General features: G+C 55.3%; 12 protein-coding genes, 1 pseudogene, 1 riboswitch and 1 other annotated feature. Of the genes and pseudogenes, 11 read left to right on the top strand and 2 right to left on the bottom strand.

Translation table 11 applies throughout. The features are described 5' to 3' along the window. The first annotated feature begins 2 nt into the window (after positions 1–2). Both SK3146_RS08675 and SK3146_RS08670 read left to right on the top strand, forming a co-directional pair. The gene (locus SK3146_RS08675; RefSeq protein WP_249864700.1) at positions 3–2,603 is read left to right on the top strand and encodes an exo-rhamnogalacturonan lyase family protein; all 2,601 of its coding nucleotides are present in this window, start codon (positions 3–5) and stop codon (positions 2,601–2,603) included. Between the two features lie 378 nt (positions 2,604–2,981). Beyond that, positions 2,982–4,319: an ABC transporter substrate-binding protein gene (locus tag SK3146_RS08670; RefSeq protein WP_249864699.1), complete on the top strand. Its 1,338-nt coding sequence runs from the start codon at positions 2,982–2,984 to the stop codon at positions 4,317–4,319. 162 nt (positions 4,320–4,481) lie between these two features. On the opposite strand, the gene SK3146_RS08665 is transcribed toward SK3146_RS08670, so the two are convergent. Beyond that, entirely contained in the window at positions 4,482–5,681 is a 1,200-nt protein-coding gene (locus SK3146_RS08665) for an aminotransferase class I/II-fold pyridoxal phosphate-dependent enzyme (protein WP_249864698.1), read from the bottom strand. Positions 5,682–5,973: 292 nt separating this feature from the next. Then, positions 5,974–6,186, bottom strand: a binding site (T-box leader). A 220-nt stretch (positions 6,187–6,406) separates the two neighbouring features. Between SK3146_RS08665 and SK3146_RS08660 the strand changes: the two genes are divergently transcribed. Next, positions 6,407–7,243 carry an amidohydrolase family protein gene (locus tag SK3146_RS08660; protein WP_349655198.1) on the top strand — a complete coding sequence of 279 codons (837 nt, stop codon included), beginning with the start codon at positions 6,407–6,409 and terminating at the stop codon, positions 7,241–7,243. A 15-nt stretch (positions 7,244–7,258) separates the two neighbouring features. Further along, positions 7,259–8,362: a lactonase family protein gene (locus SK3146_RS08655; protein WP_249864696.1), complete on the top strand. Its 1,104-nt coding sequence runs from the start codon at positions 7,259–7,261 to the stop codon at positions 8,360–8,362. 164 nt (positions 8,363–8,526) lie between these two features. Here the strand turns inward: SK3146_RS08655 and SK3146_RS08650 are convergent, their stop codons facing one another. Continuing rightward, a complete protein-coding gene (locus tag SK3146_RS08650; RefSeq protein WP_249864695.1) occupies positions 8,527–8,982 on the bottom strand; it encodes a MarR family winged helix-turn-helix transcriptional regulator in 456 nt (151 codons plus the stop codon). Positions 8,983–9,248: 266 nt separating this feature from the next. Between SK3146_RS08650 and SK3146_RS08645 the strand changes: the two genes are divergently transcribed. From SK3146_RS08645 to dtd, 7 genes and pseudogenes are all read left to right on the top strand, one after another. Next, entirely contained in the window at positions 9,249–10,022 is a 774-nt protein-coding gene (locus tag SK3146_RS08645; RefSeq protein WP_249864694.1) for a type III pantothenate kinase, read from the top strand. A gap of 335 nt (positions 10,023–10,357) precedes the next feature. Further along, positions 10,358–10,559, top strand: a riboswitch (cobalamin riboswitch). 485 nt (positions 10,560–11,044) lie between these two features. After that, positions 11,045–11,404, top strand: coding sequence for a class Ib ribonucleoside-diphosphate reductase assembly flavoprotein NrdI (gene nrdI / locus SK3146_RS08640; protein WP_249864693.1), 360 nt, complete (start codon positions 11,045–11,047; stop codon positions 11,402–11,404). Further along, positions 11,391–13,475: a class 1b ribonucleoside-diphosphate reductase subunit alpha gene (gene nrdE, locus SK3146_RS08635; protein WP_249864692.1), complete on the top strand. Its 2,085-nt coding sequence runs from the start codon at positions 11,391–11,393 to the stop codon at positions 13,473–13,475. The genes nrdI and nrdE overlap by 14 nt, the downstream gene beginning before the upstream one ends. A gap of 37 nt (positions 13,476–13,512) precedes the next feature. Continuing rightward, on the top strand, positions 13,513–14,493 hold the full coding sequence (gene nrdF / locus SK3146_RS08630) for a class 1b ribonucleoside-diphosphate reductase subunit beta (RefSeq protein WP_249864691.1): 981 nt from the start codon (positions 13,513–13,515) through the stop codon (positions 14,491–14,493). Between the two features lie 643 nt (positions 14,494–15,136). Next, positions 15,137–16,192, top strand: coding sequence for a CotH kinase family protein (locus SK3146_RS08625; protein ID WP_249864690.1), 1,056 nt, complete (start codon positions 15,137–15,139; stop codon positions 16,190–16,192). A gap of 142 nt (positions 16,193–16,334) precedes the next feature. Beyond that, positions 16,335–18,524 (top strand): RelA/SpoT family protein, encoded by a 2,190-nt coding sequence (locus tag SK3146_RS08620; protein ID WP_249866234.1) that lies wholly within the window; start codon positions 16,335–16,337, stop codon positions 18,522–18,524. Between the two features lie 54 nt (positions 18,525–18,578). Beyond that, positions 18,579–19,021, top strand: a pseudogene (dtd, locus tag SK3146_RS08615) (D-aminoacyl-tRNA deacylase). Positions 19,022–19,025 lie beyond the last annotated feature (4 nt).

Genomic DNA, 19,025 nt, shown 5'->3' with positions numbered 1-19,025 from the left:
CGATGAGCGTACAAACCGATCGTATAGAGCTGAAATGGCTGGGAACGAAAGGTCATGCCGCCGACGGGCTGGGAGTGACCTGGGGGATACCGTGGGCGGAAGGGCAGCTGCAGCGCGACGAACCGCTTGCTCTTACGGGAGCCGGCGGAGAAGCGGTGCCTGTGCAAAGCTGGCCGACGGCTTATTGGCCCGACGGCAGCGTGAAATGGTCCGCGCATGCGGCGTCTATCGCCGGAGAGCGTTCGGATGCGTATTATTTGAGCAAAGGCGCGCCCGCCGCGGCGGCAGGCGTTAAGGTGACGTCCTCGGACGATGAGGTGGTCGTCGATACCGGCAGCATCGTCTGCCGGTTGAACCGCGAAGGCTCGTCGCTGATCCGCTCGATTCAACGCGGCGGCTCGCTTGTCTGCACCGGCGGCCGGCTCCTCTGCATCCGCGAGGAGCGCTATGCGACATCGGGCGTGGTGACGAGGAAGGAGCATCCGTTCTCCAGCGTCATCTCGAGCGTCGCAGTCGAACAGAGCGGTCCGGTGCGCGCCGTCGTGCGGATCGAGGGCAACCATAAGCTTCACGCCGGCGTGCGGGAATGGCTGCCGTTCTCGCTGCGGCTCTATTTCTATGCGGGACAGCCTACGATCAAAGCTATCCACACGTTCAAGTTCGACGGCAACCCGCATATGGATTTTATCAAAGGGCTCGGCATGACGTTCAAGGTGCCGATGAACGGGCCGCTGTACAACCGTCACGTCCGGTTCACCGGAGATGCCGGGATCTTCGCCGAATCGCCGAAGCATTTGATGACGATCCGTACGTCCGGCAAATACGAGGAATTGTTCCGCCGCCAGACCGCCGGAGAACCGGTCAGCTTCGATCCCGAAGAGGACGAGCGCTTCATCGGGCTTATTGAGGAGTCGGCCGTATGGGACGACTTCAAGCTCGTGCAAAGCTCGGCCGATTCGTATACTATTACGAAGCGAACGCAGGAGGGCTGCGCTTGGATTCGCGCGGCGTTCGGACATCGCTCGCTCGGCACCGCCTACGCCGGGGGCGAGAACGGCGGCTTGAGCGTCGGCGTGCGCAATTTCTGGAAGAAGTATCCTTCCTCGCTGGAGCTTCATCATACGTCCAAGGAAGAGGCGGAGCTGACGGCGTGGTTCTGGTCGCCGGACGCCGAGCCGATGGATTTGCGTCATTACGATACGACGACTCATCTGCAATCGTCGTACGAAGGCTTCGACGAGATGCGCAGCACGCCGTACGGCATAGCGAATACGAGCGAGCTGGCGATCGGCTGCTACGAACGGACGCCGAGCCATGCCGAGCTTCATGCGGCGGCGCTCGAATGCCAATCCCCGTCTCTGCTCGTATGCCGCCCCGAGCATTATTATGAAGCCCGAGCCTTCGGCATCTGGAGTCTTCCGAACCGCAGCACATCCGCTCACGCGCGGCTGGAAGACCAGCTGGACGCGGCGATCGAGTTCTACAAGGAAGAAATCGAGCAGCGCCGCTGGTACGGCTTCTGGGACTACGGCGACGTTATGCACAGCTACGATCCGACCCGCCATACGTGGCGCTACGATATCGGCGGCTGCGCTTGGCAAAATACCGAGCTCGTGCCGAATATGTGGCTGTGGTACATGTTCCTCCGTTCCGGACGCGAGGATATATTCCGCTTGGCCGAGGCGATGACGCGCCATACGAGCGAAGTCGACGTCTATCACTTCGGCGAATACGCCGGCCTCGGCTCCCGGCATAACGTCGTTCACTGGGGCTGCGGCTGCAAGGAAGCGCGGATCGGCATGGCCGGGCTTCACCGTTTCTACTATTATTTGACCGCGGACGAGCGGATCGGCGACATTATGGACGAAGTGACCGATTCGGATTATACGACGGTTCATCTGGACCCGATGCGGTACTACTTCCCGAAGGACGAATACCCGACCCATGCCCGCGTAGGTCCGGATTGGGCGGCTTTCAGCTCCAACTGGATGACTCGCTGGGAGCGTTATGAGGATACTTCTTACCGCGACAAGCTGCTGGTAGGCATCGAAAGCTTGAAGAAGATGCCGAATCGGATGAAAAACCTCGCGGTGCACGGCTACGATCCGAAAACCGGCAAGCTGTACGACATGGGCAACAACGCCGGCGGCCATCTGGCGATCTGCATGGGCGGCCCGCAAGTATGGATGGAATTGGCCCTCATGCTCAAGGACCCCGAATGGGAAAGCATGCTGGCGGAGATCGGCGAATTTTACAATTTGCCGAGAGAGGTGAAGGAGGAGAAGCTTGTCGGCGGACTGGGCAAGGGAGGGTATTCCTGGCCGATGTTCTCTACCGGCATCGCCGCCTATGCCGCGTCCCGCAATCAGGATGCCGCTTTGGCGCAGCTGGCTTGGTCGATCCTGCTGAACGACGAGGTCGGCAATGTTCATTTGGGCCATAGTGCGCAAGCGGTAGACGAGCTCGGTTATATCCGCCCGATCCGGGAAATTCCCTGGATCGCCACGAATACGGTATCCCAATGGTCGCTCAACGCCATCGTATGCCTGGAACTGATCGGACCGTCTCTTGCGCAAGCGGAAGCGGCGGCCGGATCGGACTAAGCCTGCCGGATGATGCCGGATGGACAGCCGAATAAAGCGCAAAGCTCGCATCACATCCGTGATCGGGCCTTTGTGCTTGTTTAGGAAATGATGCGCAGCCATCTCCTGTGGAAATCCGGGGGCTCCCCCGAAAGGAAAGTCTACCCTACCCATAGAACGATCCCAGCGGAATGGTTAGACGCCGATCCAGCTGAAGCTGGATGCGGACGGAATAAGCTTCAGAGCATCACGTCACTACCCTGGAAATTACTCTTGTTACCCCATTTCCATTGTCTGTGGTGCCGCGTAGCGGCATGGATGGCTTTTGGGGGATTTGTCCCGGCTTTGTATGTCATATTTTTCATGAAAAGGAATAAAAAGAGAGGGGAATTACGCCATATGAAATGGAAAACGGCGAGCACGTTAGCCTTATTATCCGCTGTAAGCCTGATTGGAAGCGCATGCAGCGGCGGATCGGGCTCGGGCTCCGGCGACTCGGAGGAGGTCAAGGACGCATCGGCCAAGGAAAGCAAAGATCCGGTCGAGCTCGTATTTTACTCGATGAGCCGCGATTCGGAGGCGAGCTTTAACGAACGGTACGGAGACGCGATCCGCAAAAAATTTCCGAATTACACGATCAAATACATACAGCGGGCACAGGGCAGCGATCTGCCCGATCTGATCAACGCCGGCACGCGCATCGATATCCATTGGGATTCGATCGGCTCCTTTCCTTCCAGCAACATGGTGTACGAGCTCAGCTACGACATGTCGGACCTGATCAAGAAGCATAAGGTGGATTTGAGCCGGTTCGAGCCTTCCCTAATCGATGCGATGAAGCAGCTCGGCAACGGCGCGATCTACGGCCTCCCGGTCTATAACGAGCGCATGGCGCTGTTCTACAACAAAGACCTGTTCGACAAGCTGAACGTGCCGTATCCGCAGGACGGCATGACCTGGACCGAGCTGGACGAGCTGGCGAAGAAGCTGAATGTGGAGAAGGACGGCGTCTTGTACACCGGGTTTTCGCCTTCGGTCAATCATTTGTTCCTGACGAATCAATACTCGCTTCCGCTCCTCGATAAGAGCGCGATGCGCCCCACGATTACGAATGAGAAGTGGAAGCAGGTTCTGGAGCTGCAGCTGCTGCAGCCGACGCAAAATCCGGTCTATCAGAAGGCGATGCAGGCGAACAAGGGCAAAATTCTCGACTTGAATCAATTCGCCAAAGATCAGTCGCTGGCCATGTTCATTTCTTCCCCTTTAATGCCGCTTGTGATGAAAGAAGAGCTGTCCAAATTTAACTGGGATCTCGTCTCGGAGCCTACGATGCCGGACGCGCCGGGCGTCGGCCCGCAGTCGTACCCCGGATATTTCGCCATTACGAAAATGGCCAAAGATAAGGACGCGGCGATGGAAGTCATCAAATATTTGACCTCCGACGAATACCAGATGGAGTGTGCGAAGAAGGGAATTATGACCTCGCTGAAAAGCGAAGAGATTCAAAAGGCGCTCGGACAGGAGAGCGCGTTCAAGGGCAAAAATTTCGGCGCGTTCTTCTATAATAAGTTCCCGGCCATCGCGGATAAAACCGTGGAAGAGAGTCAGGTTCCGATTCTCGCCACCTATACGAAAAACTTGAACAAGCTTTCCGCCGGAGAGATGGACATCAACACCATGATGCGGACGGCGGACGAAGAAGCAAGCAAGCTGCTCGACGGCTTGAAGAAGAAGTAGCCCTGCGGCGGCAGGGATAGGAAGGACTTCCGGGCGAATATGCCCGGAAGTCCTTCTGATTGTTGGCGTTGGCGGAAATAACGGCCGCTGTTTTCGCTTGGGCAGAGCGCGCCGCCTGGCCGGTCAGCGGCCGGGCGGCAGGCTCCGTAAGCGGGCGTTCCTTTAGCCGGATACGATCGCGGTTCCTTGCTGCCGCAGCTCGTGCAGAAAGCTTCCCATCCGTTCGATGGCTTCGGTCAAGTTCTGCACCGAGGAGGCGTAGGAGCAGCGGATATGCCCTTCGCCGCATTCGCCCAGCACGTTGCCGGGGACGACCGCAACCTTCTTCGATTCCAGCAGCCGCTGGGCGAACTGCTCCGAGGTCATCCCGGTAGCCTTAATCGACGGGAAAGCGTAGAAGGCGCCTTTCGGTTCGAAGCAGGAGAGGCCGATCTCCTCGAATCCTTTGAGCACGAGGCGTCTGCGCTGATCGTACGAAGCGACCATCTGCTTCATCTCCTCCGTGCCGTTGCGCAGCGCTTCGACAGCCGCTCTCTGCGTGGTGATAGGCGCGCAGATCATCGTGTACTGGTGAATCTTGGTCATGGCCGCAATGACCTCCGGATGACCGCAGGCATAGCCGAGCCTCCAGCCTGTCATCGCGTAAGCTTTGGAGAAGCCGTTCAGCAGTATCGTCCGGTCTCTCATTCCGGGCAGCTCGGCGAAGCAGGTATGCTCCCCGACATAGGTCAGCTTATCGTACACTTCGTCGGAGATGACGATCAAATCGTGCTTCTCCACGACTTTGGCGATTTTCAGCAGCTCCTCGCGCGGCATCGTAGCTCCGGTAGGATTGTTCGGATAATTGATCAAGAGCGCTTTCGTGCGAGGCGTTATCGCCGCTTCCAGCTGCTCGGCCGTAATCCGGAATTCGTTGGCCGCGTCGGAAGGCAAAGGCACGGCCACGCCTCCCGCCATGACGGTGCACGGGGAGTAGGAAACATAGCAGGGCTCGGCGATCAGCACCTCGTCTCCGGGGTGGATGATCGTGCGCAGCGCCAGATCGACCGCCTCGCTGACGCCGACGGTAACGAGCACTTCGCTGCGCGGCTCGTACCGCACGTTATACCACTCGTGCAAGTGGCGAGCGATTTCTTCCCTTAGCTCCAGCAAGCCCGCGTTGGAAGTATACATCGTATAACCGTCGCGCAAGGATGAAATCCCGGTTTCGCGAATGTTCCACGGCGTGACGAAATCGGGCTCCCCGACGCCGAGGGAAATAACGCCTTTCATCTCGGAAGCCATATCAAAAAAACGGCGAATCCCTGACGGCGGAATGTTTCTGATCGTAGGAGAAATGCGTTCGGACCAATTGAATTGCATAACAGTTCACCAGCTCTCTTAAATTTGGAAAAAACAAAAAGCTCCCGTCCCCGGAAAGGGACGAGAGCATAGCTCACGCGTTACCACCCTAATTGACATAATGATGCCAGGTTATCCGACGCGGCGCTATGGGGCGGCGGAAACCGGCTCTGCCGATGCCGCGCCAGCGGTCGCACGGGAAGGTTCCGGGACCGTTCTCCCTAAACAAGGGGGAACAAGTCCGTCGTTATCCGCAGGAGAAGATGAACGCTGCCGTCGCTTCTTAAAGCAGCAAAAAAAGCTCCCATCCCCGGAAAGGGACGAGAGCTTAGCTCACGCGGTACCACCCAAATTGACATTATTATGTCCACTCTTATCCTATAACGGGGATCACCGGCCTGCTCTTACTCAAAGATTCAGAGGGCGACTCCGGGGCGGCTTTCGGCAGGGCTTCCTATCCGGGCTCTCACCGTCCCCGGATCGCTTGATAATCCACCTTGACTACTTTCCCCATCACGGTCTGTTCGTTACTAAATTATTGAGAATAATACCATGCTGCTTCGGCGCTGTCAACCGGCTTTTTGCAATGGCTTGTCCCGTAACGCCGGAATCGTATGGCGGCGCCGCCCCTTGGTTACACTAGCGCAGGGGAGATGCGGATGTTGTGAAACGGCAGAACATGTATTATCATCAGACATGGAAGAGGAAGAAACTAGCAAGTTTGATTTTAACGGTATGGGGAGGAAATGACGTTGAGAATTGATGCGCATCAGCATTACTGGAAGCTGGACCGCGGGGATTACGATTGGCTTTCCCCGGAGACGCCCGTGCTGTACCGCGATTTTTTGCCGGCGCAGCTTAAAGAGCATCTGCAGGCTCACGGCATCGACAAGTCGATCGTCGTTCAGGCCGCGCCGACGCTCGCCGAGACCGAGTTTATGCTGAGCCTTTGCGGACAAAGCCGGACGATAGCCGGAGTGGTCGGCTGGCTGGACCTGGAAGATCCCGCTTTCCGGGACCATTACGCGGCGTTTAAAGCCAATCCGTTTTTCAAAGGAATACGCGTCATGCTCCAGGACATCGATATGGAATTCGCGTTTCGCCCGGCCGTTTTGGAAGCGCTGCGATTTTTCGAGCAAGAGCGCTTTCCGGTCGATCTGCTGATCAAGACCCATCAGCTGGAGGACACGCGCAAACTGCTTAAGCTGCTGCCCGATTTGCACGCGGTCATCGATCATATCGCCAAGCCGGTCATCTCGGCGCATGAGACCGAACCGTGGACAACGCATATCGCGGCGATAGCCGCAGAGCATCCGAACGTGTACTGCAAGCTGTCCGGCATGGTGACGGAGGCGGATCACCGCAATTGGAGCGAAGCGGATTTCGTTCCGTACGTGCGGCATGTCGTCGAACATTTCGGTCCGGAGCGCGTCATGTACGGCAGCGATTGGCCGGTATGCCTGCTGGCCGCCGAGTACGGCGAAGTGTACGGGCTGCTGGAATCGACGCTGCCGGAGCATTTGTCCGAGGCGGAGCGGGAGCAAATTTTCGGTCTTACCGCCGCCCGGTTTTACAGATTGTAGAAGGGACTGATCCTGATGCCAACGGCAAGCGGCAACAACGTATTCATGTATGTAGGCTCCTATACGCATAAAGAAGCGGCCGGTATATCCGTGTACCGGTGCAATCCGGCCGAGGGAGCGTTCGAGCTGGTTCAGCAGGTGACGGGGCTTCGCAACGCTTCTTTCTTGACGATCGATTCAAAGAGACAGATGCTGTACGCAGTCAGCGAGGTTCAAGAAACGGACGGCGAGCCGGGAGGAGCCGTTGCCTGCTATGCGATCGACCGCGCTTCCGGGAAGCTGTCCGAGCGCGGAGAGCGCCAGTTTACCCGCGGCAGCGATCCTTGCTACGTCAGCTTAAGCCAAGCGGGAGCGGAGCCGAGCTTGCTGGCCGCCAACTACTCGGGCGGCAGCATAGCGAGGTTTCCTCTGACCGGACCGGGGGGATCGATCCGGCCGGCGGCTCAGGTGATTCGTCATGAAGGAGCGAGCAAGGCGACGGACAGGCAGCTGGAGCCGCATCCCCACTCCATCGTTCCCGATTGGAACGAACGGTACGCCATCGTGCCGGATCTTGGCCGGGACAAGCTGGTCGTGTACCGCATCGGCAGCGGCAGCGAGCTTGAGCCTCATGGGGAGGCGGATACGGAGAAAGGCGCGGGGCCTCGGCATTTGGCGTTTCTTCCCGCACTAAACCGCATTTATGCGATCAATGAGCTGAACTGTACGATTGCCGTGTACGATTACGACACAAGCGAAGGGAGTTTAACCGCGCTTCAGTCGATCAGTATGCTGCCGGACGATTTTGACGGATCGAATACGTCCGCCGATCTTCACTTATCTCCGGACGGACGGTTTCTATACGGCTCCAATCGCGGGCATGACAGCATAGCGGTTTACTCGGTGAACGAGGCGGACGGTCTGCTCGCTCTGGTGGAGCACGTTCACACCCGCGGACGGACGCCGCGCAATTTCGCGGTAACTCCGGGCGGGCAATATTTGCTTGCCGCCAACCAGGAGTCGGACGATATTACGGTTTTCCGCCGCCGCGAGGAGGACGGGAAGCTGGAGTGGACCGGCCATCGGATCGCCGTCTCCGAGCCGGTTTGCATCGCAATGATGACTGCTGCCGGCGCTTGACAAGCGCTGCGTCGGACAGGCCGTTTCCCCCAGCTTGGCTAACGCCTTGCCGGGAGGAAGCGGCCTTTTGTCTGCGGCTTTTCGGATATATCCGACACTGATGGTTGTTCGCCAATGACAGCGGTTTCAACAAACGTCATTTTCCACTTTAAGGAGCTCGTGATTCAATTGTTTTTTTCAGCGTTGTCGTTGTAAGCGCTTAACAAGCTTTCCATTTTATCGGCAAATTCGATGTACTGCCGGATATCCTCTTCGGACGCCTGATGAAAGATCACTTCGGCTTCGTTAAAAATTTGCTTGCGCAAATTGCACATCTTTTCTTTGCCGGCCTGTGTCATCTGCACATAAATAATGCGGCGATCTTCTTGGGAACGGATTCGTTCTACGAACTGCTGCCGTTCCAGCTTATCGACAAGACTGGTCGCCGCTCCCAGCGTAATGCACAAATAGTCGGCGATATCGTTCATTTTCATGGATTGCTGCTCCAGCTGGAAGATGACCGAAATCGTCGAGTGATTAAGATAGGGGTTTTTATTAATCTGCTGTATCGCTCGCTTCAGCTGTCTGCTCATGGCCAACAGCCTTCGTAACAGCAATGTCGAATCTTGTTCTCTGCTCATCGCAAAATCTCCTAACTAATAGACATAAATTGATGTTATTTTACTACATTACGGCGAAAATGAACATGGCGGCGTCGAATTTAGGCGAATAAACACACTCCCTATAAAATCAATGTAACCTTCCGTCATGCGTTTCATACCGCGCGCCGTAAAGGTTTTCGGCCTGTCCGCCGGCAGGTTAAAATAAAATTCCGCTTCGCCTTGTAGCGGTGACTCTTCGAATTGTTTATAATAGCAATGACATGTTGGACACAGGAGAATGAGCGATGCAGGAAAACATACTAGTCATCGACGTCGGCAACACGAATATGAAGCTGGCGGTTTACGGCGGGACGAGCCTGAACCAATTTTGGAGAATCACTACGCAGCGCGATATGACTGCGGAAGAGCTGTGGATCGTGCTGCGCCAGTTGTTTGTCCGGAGCCGGTTCGATTATTCCGCTTTGGGAGGCGTCGTGATCAGCACGGTCGTACCGTTCCTATTGGCGGCGCTGCGCGAAGTTTCCCGTCGTCATCTGGGATTGGAGCCGCTTGTATTCGGACCCGGGATCAAAACCGGTCTCACCATCAAAACCGATCATCCCGCGCAGGTCGGATCGGACCGGATCGCCAGCGCGATAGCGGCCCTTCAGTTTTATGGCGCGCCCGTCATTGTGATCGGTCTCGGAACGGCGACGACGATCAATGTCGTGGACGACAAAAAGCAATTTCTCGGCGGAGCGATTTTGCCCGGCGGATTTATATCGGCCGAGGCGCTGTACCAAAATACGGCCCAGCTGCCTTCGGTGAATATTACTAGCCCCGAGAGGGGGCTTAGCCATGATACGTCGTCCAGCATGATGTACGGCATTGTGAACGGAATCGCCGGGCAGGTCGACGGGATCGTGACCAGAATGAAGGAAGAGACGGGACTGCCTTTTACGGTGGTCGCCTCGGGGGGCTTGTCGGAGCTGATCTCGCCCGAGTCGCGGACGATCCAGCACACGCATCCGGATCTTGTGCTCGAAGGCTTGCGCATCGCTTGGGAGTTAAACCGCTAGATGCCGGAAGCCCGCTGCCGAAAAAGACGAAGCAAGCGGAAACCGGCTGCGGAAGCGTCGGCGTTCGCCCTTGTCCCCGGATTTCAACCGGCATTTTCCGCATGGCGCGATCGGCGTTTTTACCGCATTTCTATAAGCAGTTTATAGCGAAGCCTTGCAAGGACGAACGACCGCGTTCAGGAGCAAGCAGCATGAACCCCGGCTCTCCTTTTGCCATAAGGCTTCTTCGCCTTGCCGGGAGCGGGGCGGCGAAAGATTGCGTCCGGTTTTGTGCAGAGTGGGACAAATGTATCATTGACAATCACAATATATTGAGGTACATTTAATTCTGCATTCTATATATTGTGCTGATCGGTGCTTTTCGCTTGTTTGAAGCGTTAAGCTTAAAAGGGAAGTCCGGTGCAATTCCGGCACGGTCCCGCCACTGTAAGGGAGGAGCTTCGCGCCAAAAGCCACTGGGATGATCAGCATTCCGGGAAGGCGGCGAGGAAGCCGGGATTCCCGAGTCAGGAGACCTGCCTATCAGTTTGCCACTACCTACGGAGAATAGGGAAGTGTCGGATTCGTACGTACATACGCTTACGGTTGATTGTTAACCGTAGAGCTTTTCGTCCAGAATGCGCATCCGGCTTCCGCCGAAAGAAGCGCTTTTTTTGTTGTTTAGGAAATTATGCGCGGCAATTTCCTGTGGAAATCCGGGGGCTCCCCCGAAAGTAATGTCTAACCATAGAACGATCCCAGCGGAATGGTTAGACGCCGATCCAGCTGAAGCTGGATGCGGACGGAATAAGCTTCAGAGCATCACGTCACTACCCTGGAAATTACTCTTGGTACCCCATTTCCATTGTCTGTGGTGCCGCGTAGCGGCATGGATGGCTTTTGGGGGATTTGTTCCTGCTCAAGAAACGGCTTCAGAGAAGCGTTTCACGTTTGCAGGATTTTGTCCTGCTGATTTTTTTTGATATGGCGCCAATCTATCAGAAATTTTGATAGGTTCGGAAACAGGAGAGGAGAACACCGATATGCTGATTGCTTACGACTCCAAAACCGGCAATGTGGAACGGTTCGTCGGCAAGCTGAATGTGCCCTCGGTCAAAATCGAGGAGAATATGACGATTGACGAACCGTTTGTGCTCGTCACCTACACGACCGGTTTCGGCCAGCCTCCTGAGAAGGTGCTTCATTTCCTGAAGCGCAACTATCGCCGCCTGGCCGGCGTATCGGCAAGCGGCAACCGCAATTGGGGGAACAACTTTGCCGTCAGCGCGGACCGGATCGCCCGCATGTACGGCGTACCGGTGCTGACCAAATTCGAATTATCGGGCACGTCCCGCGATGTAGAGCAATTCATGAAGGAGATGAGCGCGGTTGCGTCATATTGAATTAAACAATCAGTTGATGAGACGGGAAGACGACGGCTTCTTCCGGCTGGATATGGACCGGGAAGCGGTGGACGCATTTATGGAAGAGGTATTTGCCAAAAGCCAAACGTTCCTCTCCCATACCGATAAAGTAAAGCAAATGATCGCCCTTAACTACTACGAGAATGTGTACGAGCAGTACACCGAGCAGGAGGTCGAGGAAGTTTACAAGCTGACGCACGGCTACAATTTCCGGTTTTCCTCGTATATGGCGGCCTCGAAATTTTATACGGATTATGCGTTGAAGAGCAACGATCACTCCCGTTATCTGGAGCATTATCCGGACCGCGTGTCGATCGTCGCCCTGCATCTTGCGCAGGGCGATGCGGCGACGGCATTGACGCTGGCGGCGTCGATGATGGAACAGCGGCTTCAGCCGGCCACGCCGACGTTCTTGAACGCGGGCAAGAGCCGCCGTGGCGAGATGGTTTCGTGCTTCCTGCTGGAAGTGGACGATTCGCTGAACGCGATCAATTATACGCTTGCCACATGCATGCAGCTGTCCAAGGTCGGAGGCGGCGTTGCCGTCAACTTATCCAAGCTGCGCGGGCGCGGTGAGCCGATCAAAGGCGTGGAAGGGGCGGCCAAGGGCATCATGCCGGTGCTGAAGCTGATGGAGGACGCCTTCTCTTACGCGGATCAGATGGGTCAACGCAAAGGGTCGGGAGCGGCCTATTACAATATTTTCGGCTGGGACGTCATGGAGCTTCTCGACAGCAAAAAAATCAATGCCGACGAGAAAAGCCGTCTCAAGACGCTGTCCATAGGCTTGATCGTGCCCGGCAAGTTTTACGAGCTGGCGGAGCGCAACGAGCCGCTTCACGTGTTCGCTCCTTATTCGGTGTTCCGCGCCTACGGCCGGCATCTCGACGATATGGATATGGACGACATGTACGATAAGCTGCTTGCCGACGAGCGCGTAAACAAAAAGGTAATTATGTCGGCGCGCGACATGCTGGTGAAGATTGCCGCCATTCAGCTCGAATCGGGATACCCGTACATGATGAACAAAACGAACGCGAACCGGCAGCATGCGCTGAAGGCGCTCGGCAGCATCAAAATGTCCAACCTGTGCACGGAAATTTTCCAGCTGCAGGAGACATCGGAGATCGGCGATTACGGACAGCAGGACATCATTCGCCGGGACATCTGCTGTAATCTGGCCTCGCTCAATATCGTCAACGTGATGGAGCAGCGCAAAATCCGCGAGTCCGTCCACGAAGGCATGATCGCGCTGACGGCGGTCAGCGACATGACGACGGTAGCCAATGCTCCCGGCGTGGTCAAGGCGAACCGCGAGCTGCATTCGGTCGGTCTCGGCGCGATGAACCTGCACGGCTATTTGTCGAAAAACCATATTACGTACGAAAGCGATGCGGCCCAAGAATTCGCTCGCGCTTTCTTTATGGCGGTCAATTATTACTCGATCGAGAAAAGCATGGAGATCGCCCGCGAACGCGGCATAACCTTCGAAGGCTTCGAGCGTTCCGATTATGCGACGGGGGCCTACTTCGACCGATATACGAATACCGACTATCGTCCGGTTTCCGACCGCATCGGTCAGCTGTTCGAAGGGATGACGCTGCCGTCGCCCGCAGATTGGCTTGAATTGAAGGAAAAGGTGGCGAAGCACGGTATGTACCATGCTTATCGTCTTGCGATCGCGCCGACCCAGAGCATATCGTATATCCAAAACGCCACGTCGAGCGTCATGCCGATCGTTCAGCAGATCGAGACGCGCACATACGCTAACTCGACGACCTATTACCCGATGCCGTTTTTGTCCAGAGACAATGTGTTTTACTACAAATCGGCTTATAATATGAACCAGTTCAAGGTGATCGATCTGATCGCGGAAATTCAGCAGCACGTCGACCAGGGCATTTCCACCGTTCTTCACGTCAATAGCGACGTGACGACGAGAGATTTGGCGCGCTACTATATTTACGCGGCCCGCAAAGGGCTCAAGTCGCTCTACTATACGAGGACAAATCGCCTGACGGTGGAAGAATGCATCAGCTGCTCCGTATGATCAAGATGAGCGGACATTTGCAAGGGGGAATCACGGAATGAACGAACAAACGACCAGGCCGCATAAAGCCGTCAACTGGAACCGGCCGGATGACGATTTCACGGCGATGTTCTGGAACCAGAACATTATGCAATTTTGGACCGACGAGGAGATTCCGCTGTCGGACGATAAGATGTCGTGGCTGACGCTGAGTCCGACCGAGCAGGAGCTGTATATGAAAGTGCTCGGCGGGCTGACTTTGCTCGATACGGTGCAAGGAGGCATCGGCATGCCCAAAATTTTGGAGCATGTCGATGGACTGCAGCGCAAAGCCGTGCTCGGCTTCATGGGTATGATGGAGCAGATTCACGCCAAGTCGTACAGCAGCATTTTTACGACGCTGGCGACCAACGAGGAGATCGACGACGTCTTTCAATGGGTAGAGCGTCATCCTATGCTGCAAACGAAGGCGGAAACCATTTCGCAGTATTACGAGAACATCCGCTCCGAGAAGCAGCTGTATCTTGCCATGGCGGCTTCGGTGCTGTTGGAGAGCTACTTGTTCTACAGCGGATTTTTCTATCCGTTATACTTGGCCGGTCAAGGAAAAATGACGAGCAGCGGCGAGATCATCGACCTGATTTTGCGGGATGAGAGCATTCACGGTCTCTATGTCGGCATGCTGGCCCAGGAAGTGTATGCCAGACTGACTCCGGACGAGAGGGAAGAAGCGCGGGAGGCGCTGTACGGCCTGCTGTATTTCCTCCACCAGAATGAGGAAGCTTACACGGATGAGCTGTATACGGCCGTCGGGCTTGCCGAAGAAGTGAAGACGTTCGTTCGTTACAACGGCAACAAAGCGTTGATGAATCTCGGACTCGATCCGGCATTTCCGGACGAAGAGGTCAATCCGATCGTATTTAACGGCATCAGCACGCACACGAAGCAGCATGACTTTTTTTCCAAAAAAGGGAACGGATATGTCCGCGCTAGCCGCGTAGAACCGCTGCAGGATGAAGATTTCCGCTTCGATTTCTAAACTTCCGGGACGTTTGGACAAGGAAATCCGTATATTTTCTTCTTGCAAACTATTGTCTATTTCATTTGCCGTCCGCTAGTCATAGACTAAACTATCCCAATGATAGAGGAGGTAGTTTGGCATGGCAGCTATATCCGGATGCAGATGCCGCTGCGGCCGCCGCAGGCGCAGAGGCACCAGAAGGGTTTGCAGATGCGGAACCCGCCCAAGATGCAGACGTTCCAGAGGGGACGCGAACGAATGCGGGCACAGAAGAGGTCGCAGCATAGGGGGCGATCGTCTCGGGGAAGGCCGGACAATCGGCAACCGCACGAGAGGCGATCATATCGGAGATGAACGGACGATCGGCAGCAGAACCGGGGGGAACCACATCGGCGGAGATCGGACAAGGGGTAATCATCCTTTGGGGAACCGCTGGGGATGCGATCCTTGCTGGAACCGGGGTTGGTATTCCAACCTTCAGCCGGGCGGCGTTCTAGGCAACGGCGAAGAGCAATAAAACCCGCGCGCAGCTTTCGCCGGCCATGGGAACAAGCGCCGTGCCGGCCAAAGAGGCCGCAGCATAAGGTGAAATACGTCAAAAAGTCTATCAATATTCGTTGATAGGCTTTTTGCTTTTCTTAGAGAAAGGCGGCACGGTGCCATGGAATTGCCTACCCGGTCTATCGAGATTGGCGAACAAGAACATTCATCGCTGCAAAAAAACGTATGGAGCGAAAAGTACGCAAGCGCCTTTATGGTTGTCCAAGGAAAGAGAGAGCCTGTAAAGCTGCGCTATCGCGGAGGGCATACCCGGGATTATCCGAAAAAATCGTACGAGGTCGTACGCGGAGGGAAAACTTATCATTACAATGCCGAGTATGACGATCCCTCCATGCTCCGCAATGCGCTTTCGTTCCGATTTTTCGAATGGATCGGCGTTCCGAGTCCCCGCACCCGGCATTGCTTGCTTAGCCTTAACGGGCAAAGCCTCGGGGTGTACCTGGAGATTGAAGGAGTGGACCGTCATTTTTTCGAGCGGCGCGGCATCGCGGTGCAAGCGTTGTTTTATGCCGTGAACGATTTTGCCAATTTTAAGTTGTCAAACCCGGAGTCCCGGCAGCCGAAATCGTCCTTATTTCGCGGTTATGAGCTGAAGATGGGGAGCGAATCCGACCGCATCCGCTGGAAATCGTTTATTTTGAAGCTTAATACGCTTAAGGGGAAGCAATTAAGTCGATACTTGAAGCAGCGGGTGGACATCGACAATTATGTAAAATGGCTCGCCGGCGCGGTCTGTACGGGAAACTACGACGGATTCGATCAAAATTACGCCGTCTACTTGCACCGGAGCAAGCGCCGGTACCGGATCATTCCATGGGATTACGAAGGCACGTGGGGACGCAACTGCTACGGCAAAAAATGCAGCAGCCGACTGGTCCGGGTCCAGGGATACAATCAGCTCACCCGCAAGCTGCTATCGTTTCCGAGCGTCCGCGCACAGTATAAAGCCGTGCTGCGCTCCGTGCTGAAGCGGCATTTCACGGTGCGGAACATCGCTCCCGTCGTCCTGCAGATACACGAACAAATCGCGCCCCATATATACCGGGATTCGACGCGAAAATGGTCGCACGGCGTCTTCGACGGAGAGCCGGAACTGATCCGCAATTATATTAAGGAACGGCGGAAAATTATTCTGGAATCTCTTAAAAAGCTATAAAAATGCAAGATGTGGAAGCTTAGGCGGCAAAAGCGGTAAAAATCTTTCGACAAAGTTTGTCGAAATGGCGCAAATAAGTTGACGCAGAGCCTATTTCAAAGGCATAATGTATTAAAATCGATTTAAGGGAATGGATAAACGAATGGGCATTGAACAGCTTCTTGAGAAGGCGTCCGGCTATGTAAAGGAAAATGATCTCAAGCGTATAAGAGAAGCCTACGAGTTCGCTGAACAGGCTCATTCGGGCCAGGTTCGCAAGTCGGGGGAGCCCTATATACTGCATCCTCTCGCCGTTGCCGAAATCCTCGTCAACATGCAGATGGATACGACTTCGATCATTGCCGCACTGCTCCATGACGTGGTTGAGGATACAACCGTTTCTTTGCAAACCGTTGAAGAGAAATTCGGGAAAACCTGTGCCATGCTGGTGGACGGCTTGACCAAGCTCGAGAAAATCAAGTTTAAAACGAAGGAAGAGCAGCAAAACGAAAACTACCGGAAAATGTTTGTCGCGATGGCGCAAGATATCCGCGTCATTCTGATCAAGCTGGCTGACCGTCTTCATAATATGCGCACGCTCAAGCATCAATCGGAGGAAGCGCAGCGGCGGATCGCGTACGAGACGCTGGAGATATTTTGTCCGATCGCTCATCGTCTGGGGATCTCGGCGATCAAGTGGGAGATGGAGGACATCGCGCTGCGCTACCTGAACCCGCAGCAATATTACCGCATTGTCAATCTCATGCAAAAGAAGCGGGCAGAGCGCGAGAAGTACATCGAGGATGTTATCGCCACCGTCACCGAGAAACTGTCCGAGATGGGCATCGACAACGACGTATCCGGCCGTCCGAAACATATTTACAGCATTTATAAAAAAATGACCGCTCGCAACAAGCAGTTCAATGAAATCTACGATCTGCTGGCGCTGCGGATTATCGTCGATAATATCAAGGATTGCTACGCGACGCTGGGCATCATTCATACGCTGTGGAAGCCGATGCCCGGCCGGTTCAAGGATTACATCGCGATGCCGAAGCCCAATATGTACCAGTCTCTGCATACGACGGTCATTGGCCCGAAGGGAGAGCCGCTGGAGGTGCAGATTCGCACGTTCGATATGCACAAGACATCCGAGTACGGGATCGCGGCCCACTGGGCATACAAGGAAGGCAGCATGGTTCCTTCCGGAGGCTTCGGCGACAGGATGAACTGGTTCCGCGAAATTTTGGAGCTGCAGCACGAGGCTCAGGACGCGTCGGAGTTCGTCGAATCGCTGAAGATGGACTTCTTCTCGGATTTGGTGTTCGTCTTTACCCCGAAGGGGGAGGTTATCGAGCTGCCCGCAGGCTCGGTGCCTCTTGATTTTGCTTACCGGATTCATACGGAGGTCGGCAATCGCACGATCGGGGCCAAGGTGAACGGACGCATCGTGCCACTCGATCATCGGTTGAAGACGGGCGATATAATCGAAATATTGACGTCCAAGCATTCGTACGGACCGAGTCAGGATTGGATCAAGCTGGCGCAGTCTTCGCATGCCCGCAGCAAAATTCGCCAATGGTTCAAGAAAGAAAAGCGCGAAGAGAATGTGGAGAAGGGCAAGGACGCCATCGAGCGGGAGCTGCGTCGCCTAGGGATTGACCCTCCGACGCTGATGAAGGACGACGAGCTGATGGAGGTCGCCAAAAAGTTCAACTTCAATGAAATCGAGGATATGTACTCGGCCGTCGGCTTCAGCGGCATTACGGCGGCGCAGATCGTAACCCGGCTGACCGAGAAGCTGCGCAAGCAGCAGGAGGAAGCACAGCAGCAGGCGATGCAGCTCACCAAAGAGGTCAAGGAAATCAAAGCGGCAGGGGAACGCAAAGGAAGGCCGACTCACGGCGTTCGCGTCAAAGGAGTGGACAACCTGCTTGTGCGATTCGCTCGCTGCTGCAACCCGGTTCCCGGTGATCAGATCATCGGATATATTACCCGCGGACGAGGCGTCTCCGTACACCGCGCCGACTGTACGAACATTCCGGGCGCCGACAACGGGGATGAAGGAAACCGCGTTATCGAGGTCGAATGGGCGGATTCCGTCGAAGCCAACTACAATGTGGAAATCGAGATTACGGGCCATGACCGGCTCGGTCTCGTCAATGAAGTGCTGCAGGCGGTTTCGGAGAGCAAGACCGTTATCTCCGCCGTATCGGCTAGATCGGACAAAAACAAGGTAGCGATTATTCACATGACGATTTTAATACGCAATATCGAGCATCTGTATGCGGTCGTCGAGAAAATCAAGCGCGTCAAGGATGTGTACTCGGTACACCGGATGATGCAATCCTGACCGCGCCTGCACAAGCGGACGCCGGTCATTATTAGGAATAGAGGGTCATGCAATATGAGAATTGTCGTACAGCGCAGCAAGCAGGCGCAGGTTACAGTGGACGGACAAGTCGTCGGGGCGATCGCCCGCGGGCTTGTCCTATTAGTGGGCATTACCCATGAGGATACGGAGCAGGACGCCAAATTCGCTGCGGATAAAATCGCCGGCTTGCGTATTTTTGAAGACGACACGGAGAAGATGAACCATTCCGTACTTGATGTCGGAGGACAAATATTGTCCGTATCGCAGTTTACGTTATACGGCGATTGCCGCAAGGGCAAACGGCCGAATTTCATGGCCGCGGCGCGTCCCGAGCAGGCAAAGCCTCTCTACGATAAATTCAACGAGCTGCTTCGGGGCACGGCCTCCAGGTGGCAACGGGAATCTTCGGCGCGATGATGGACGTATCGCTTATTAACGACGGACCGGTCACTCTCATCATTGAAAGCAAATCATAGACTT

Source organism: Paenibacillus konkukensis, assembly GCF_023523925.1.
Classification (GTDB): domain Bacteria; phylum Bacillota; class Bacilli; order Paenibacillales; family NBRC-103111; genus Paenibacillus_S; species Paenibacillus_S doosanensis.
The sequence above is the reverse complement of the archived record's forward strand: the minus strand, read 5'-3'. Positions and strand labels throughout refer to the sequence as shown.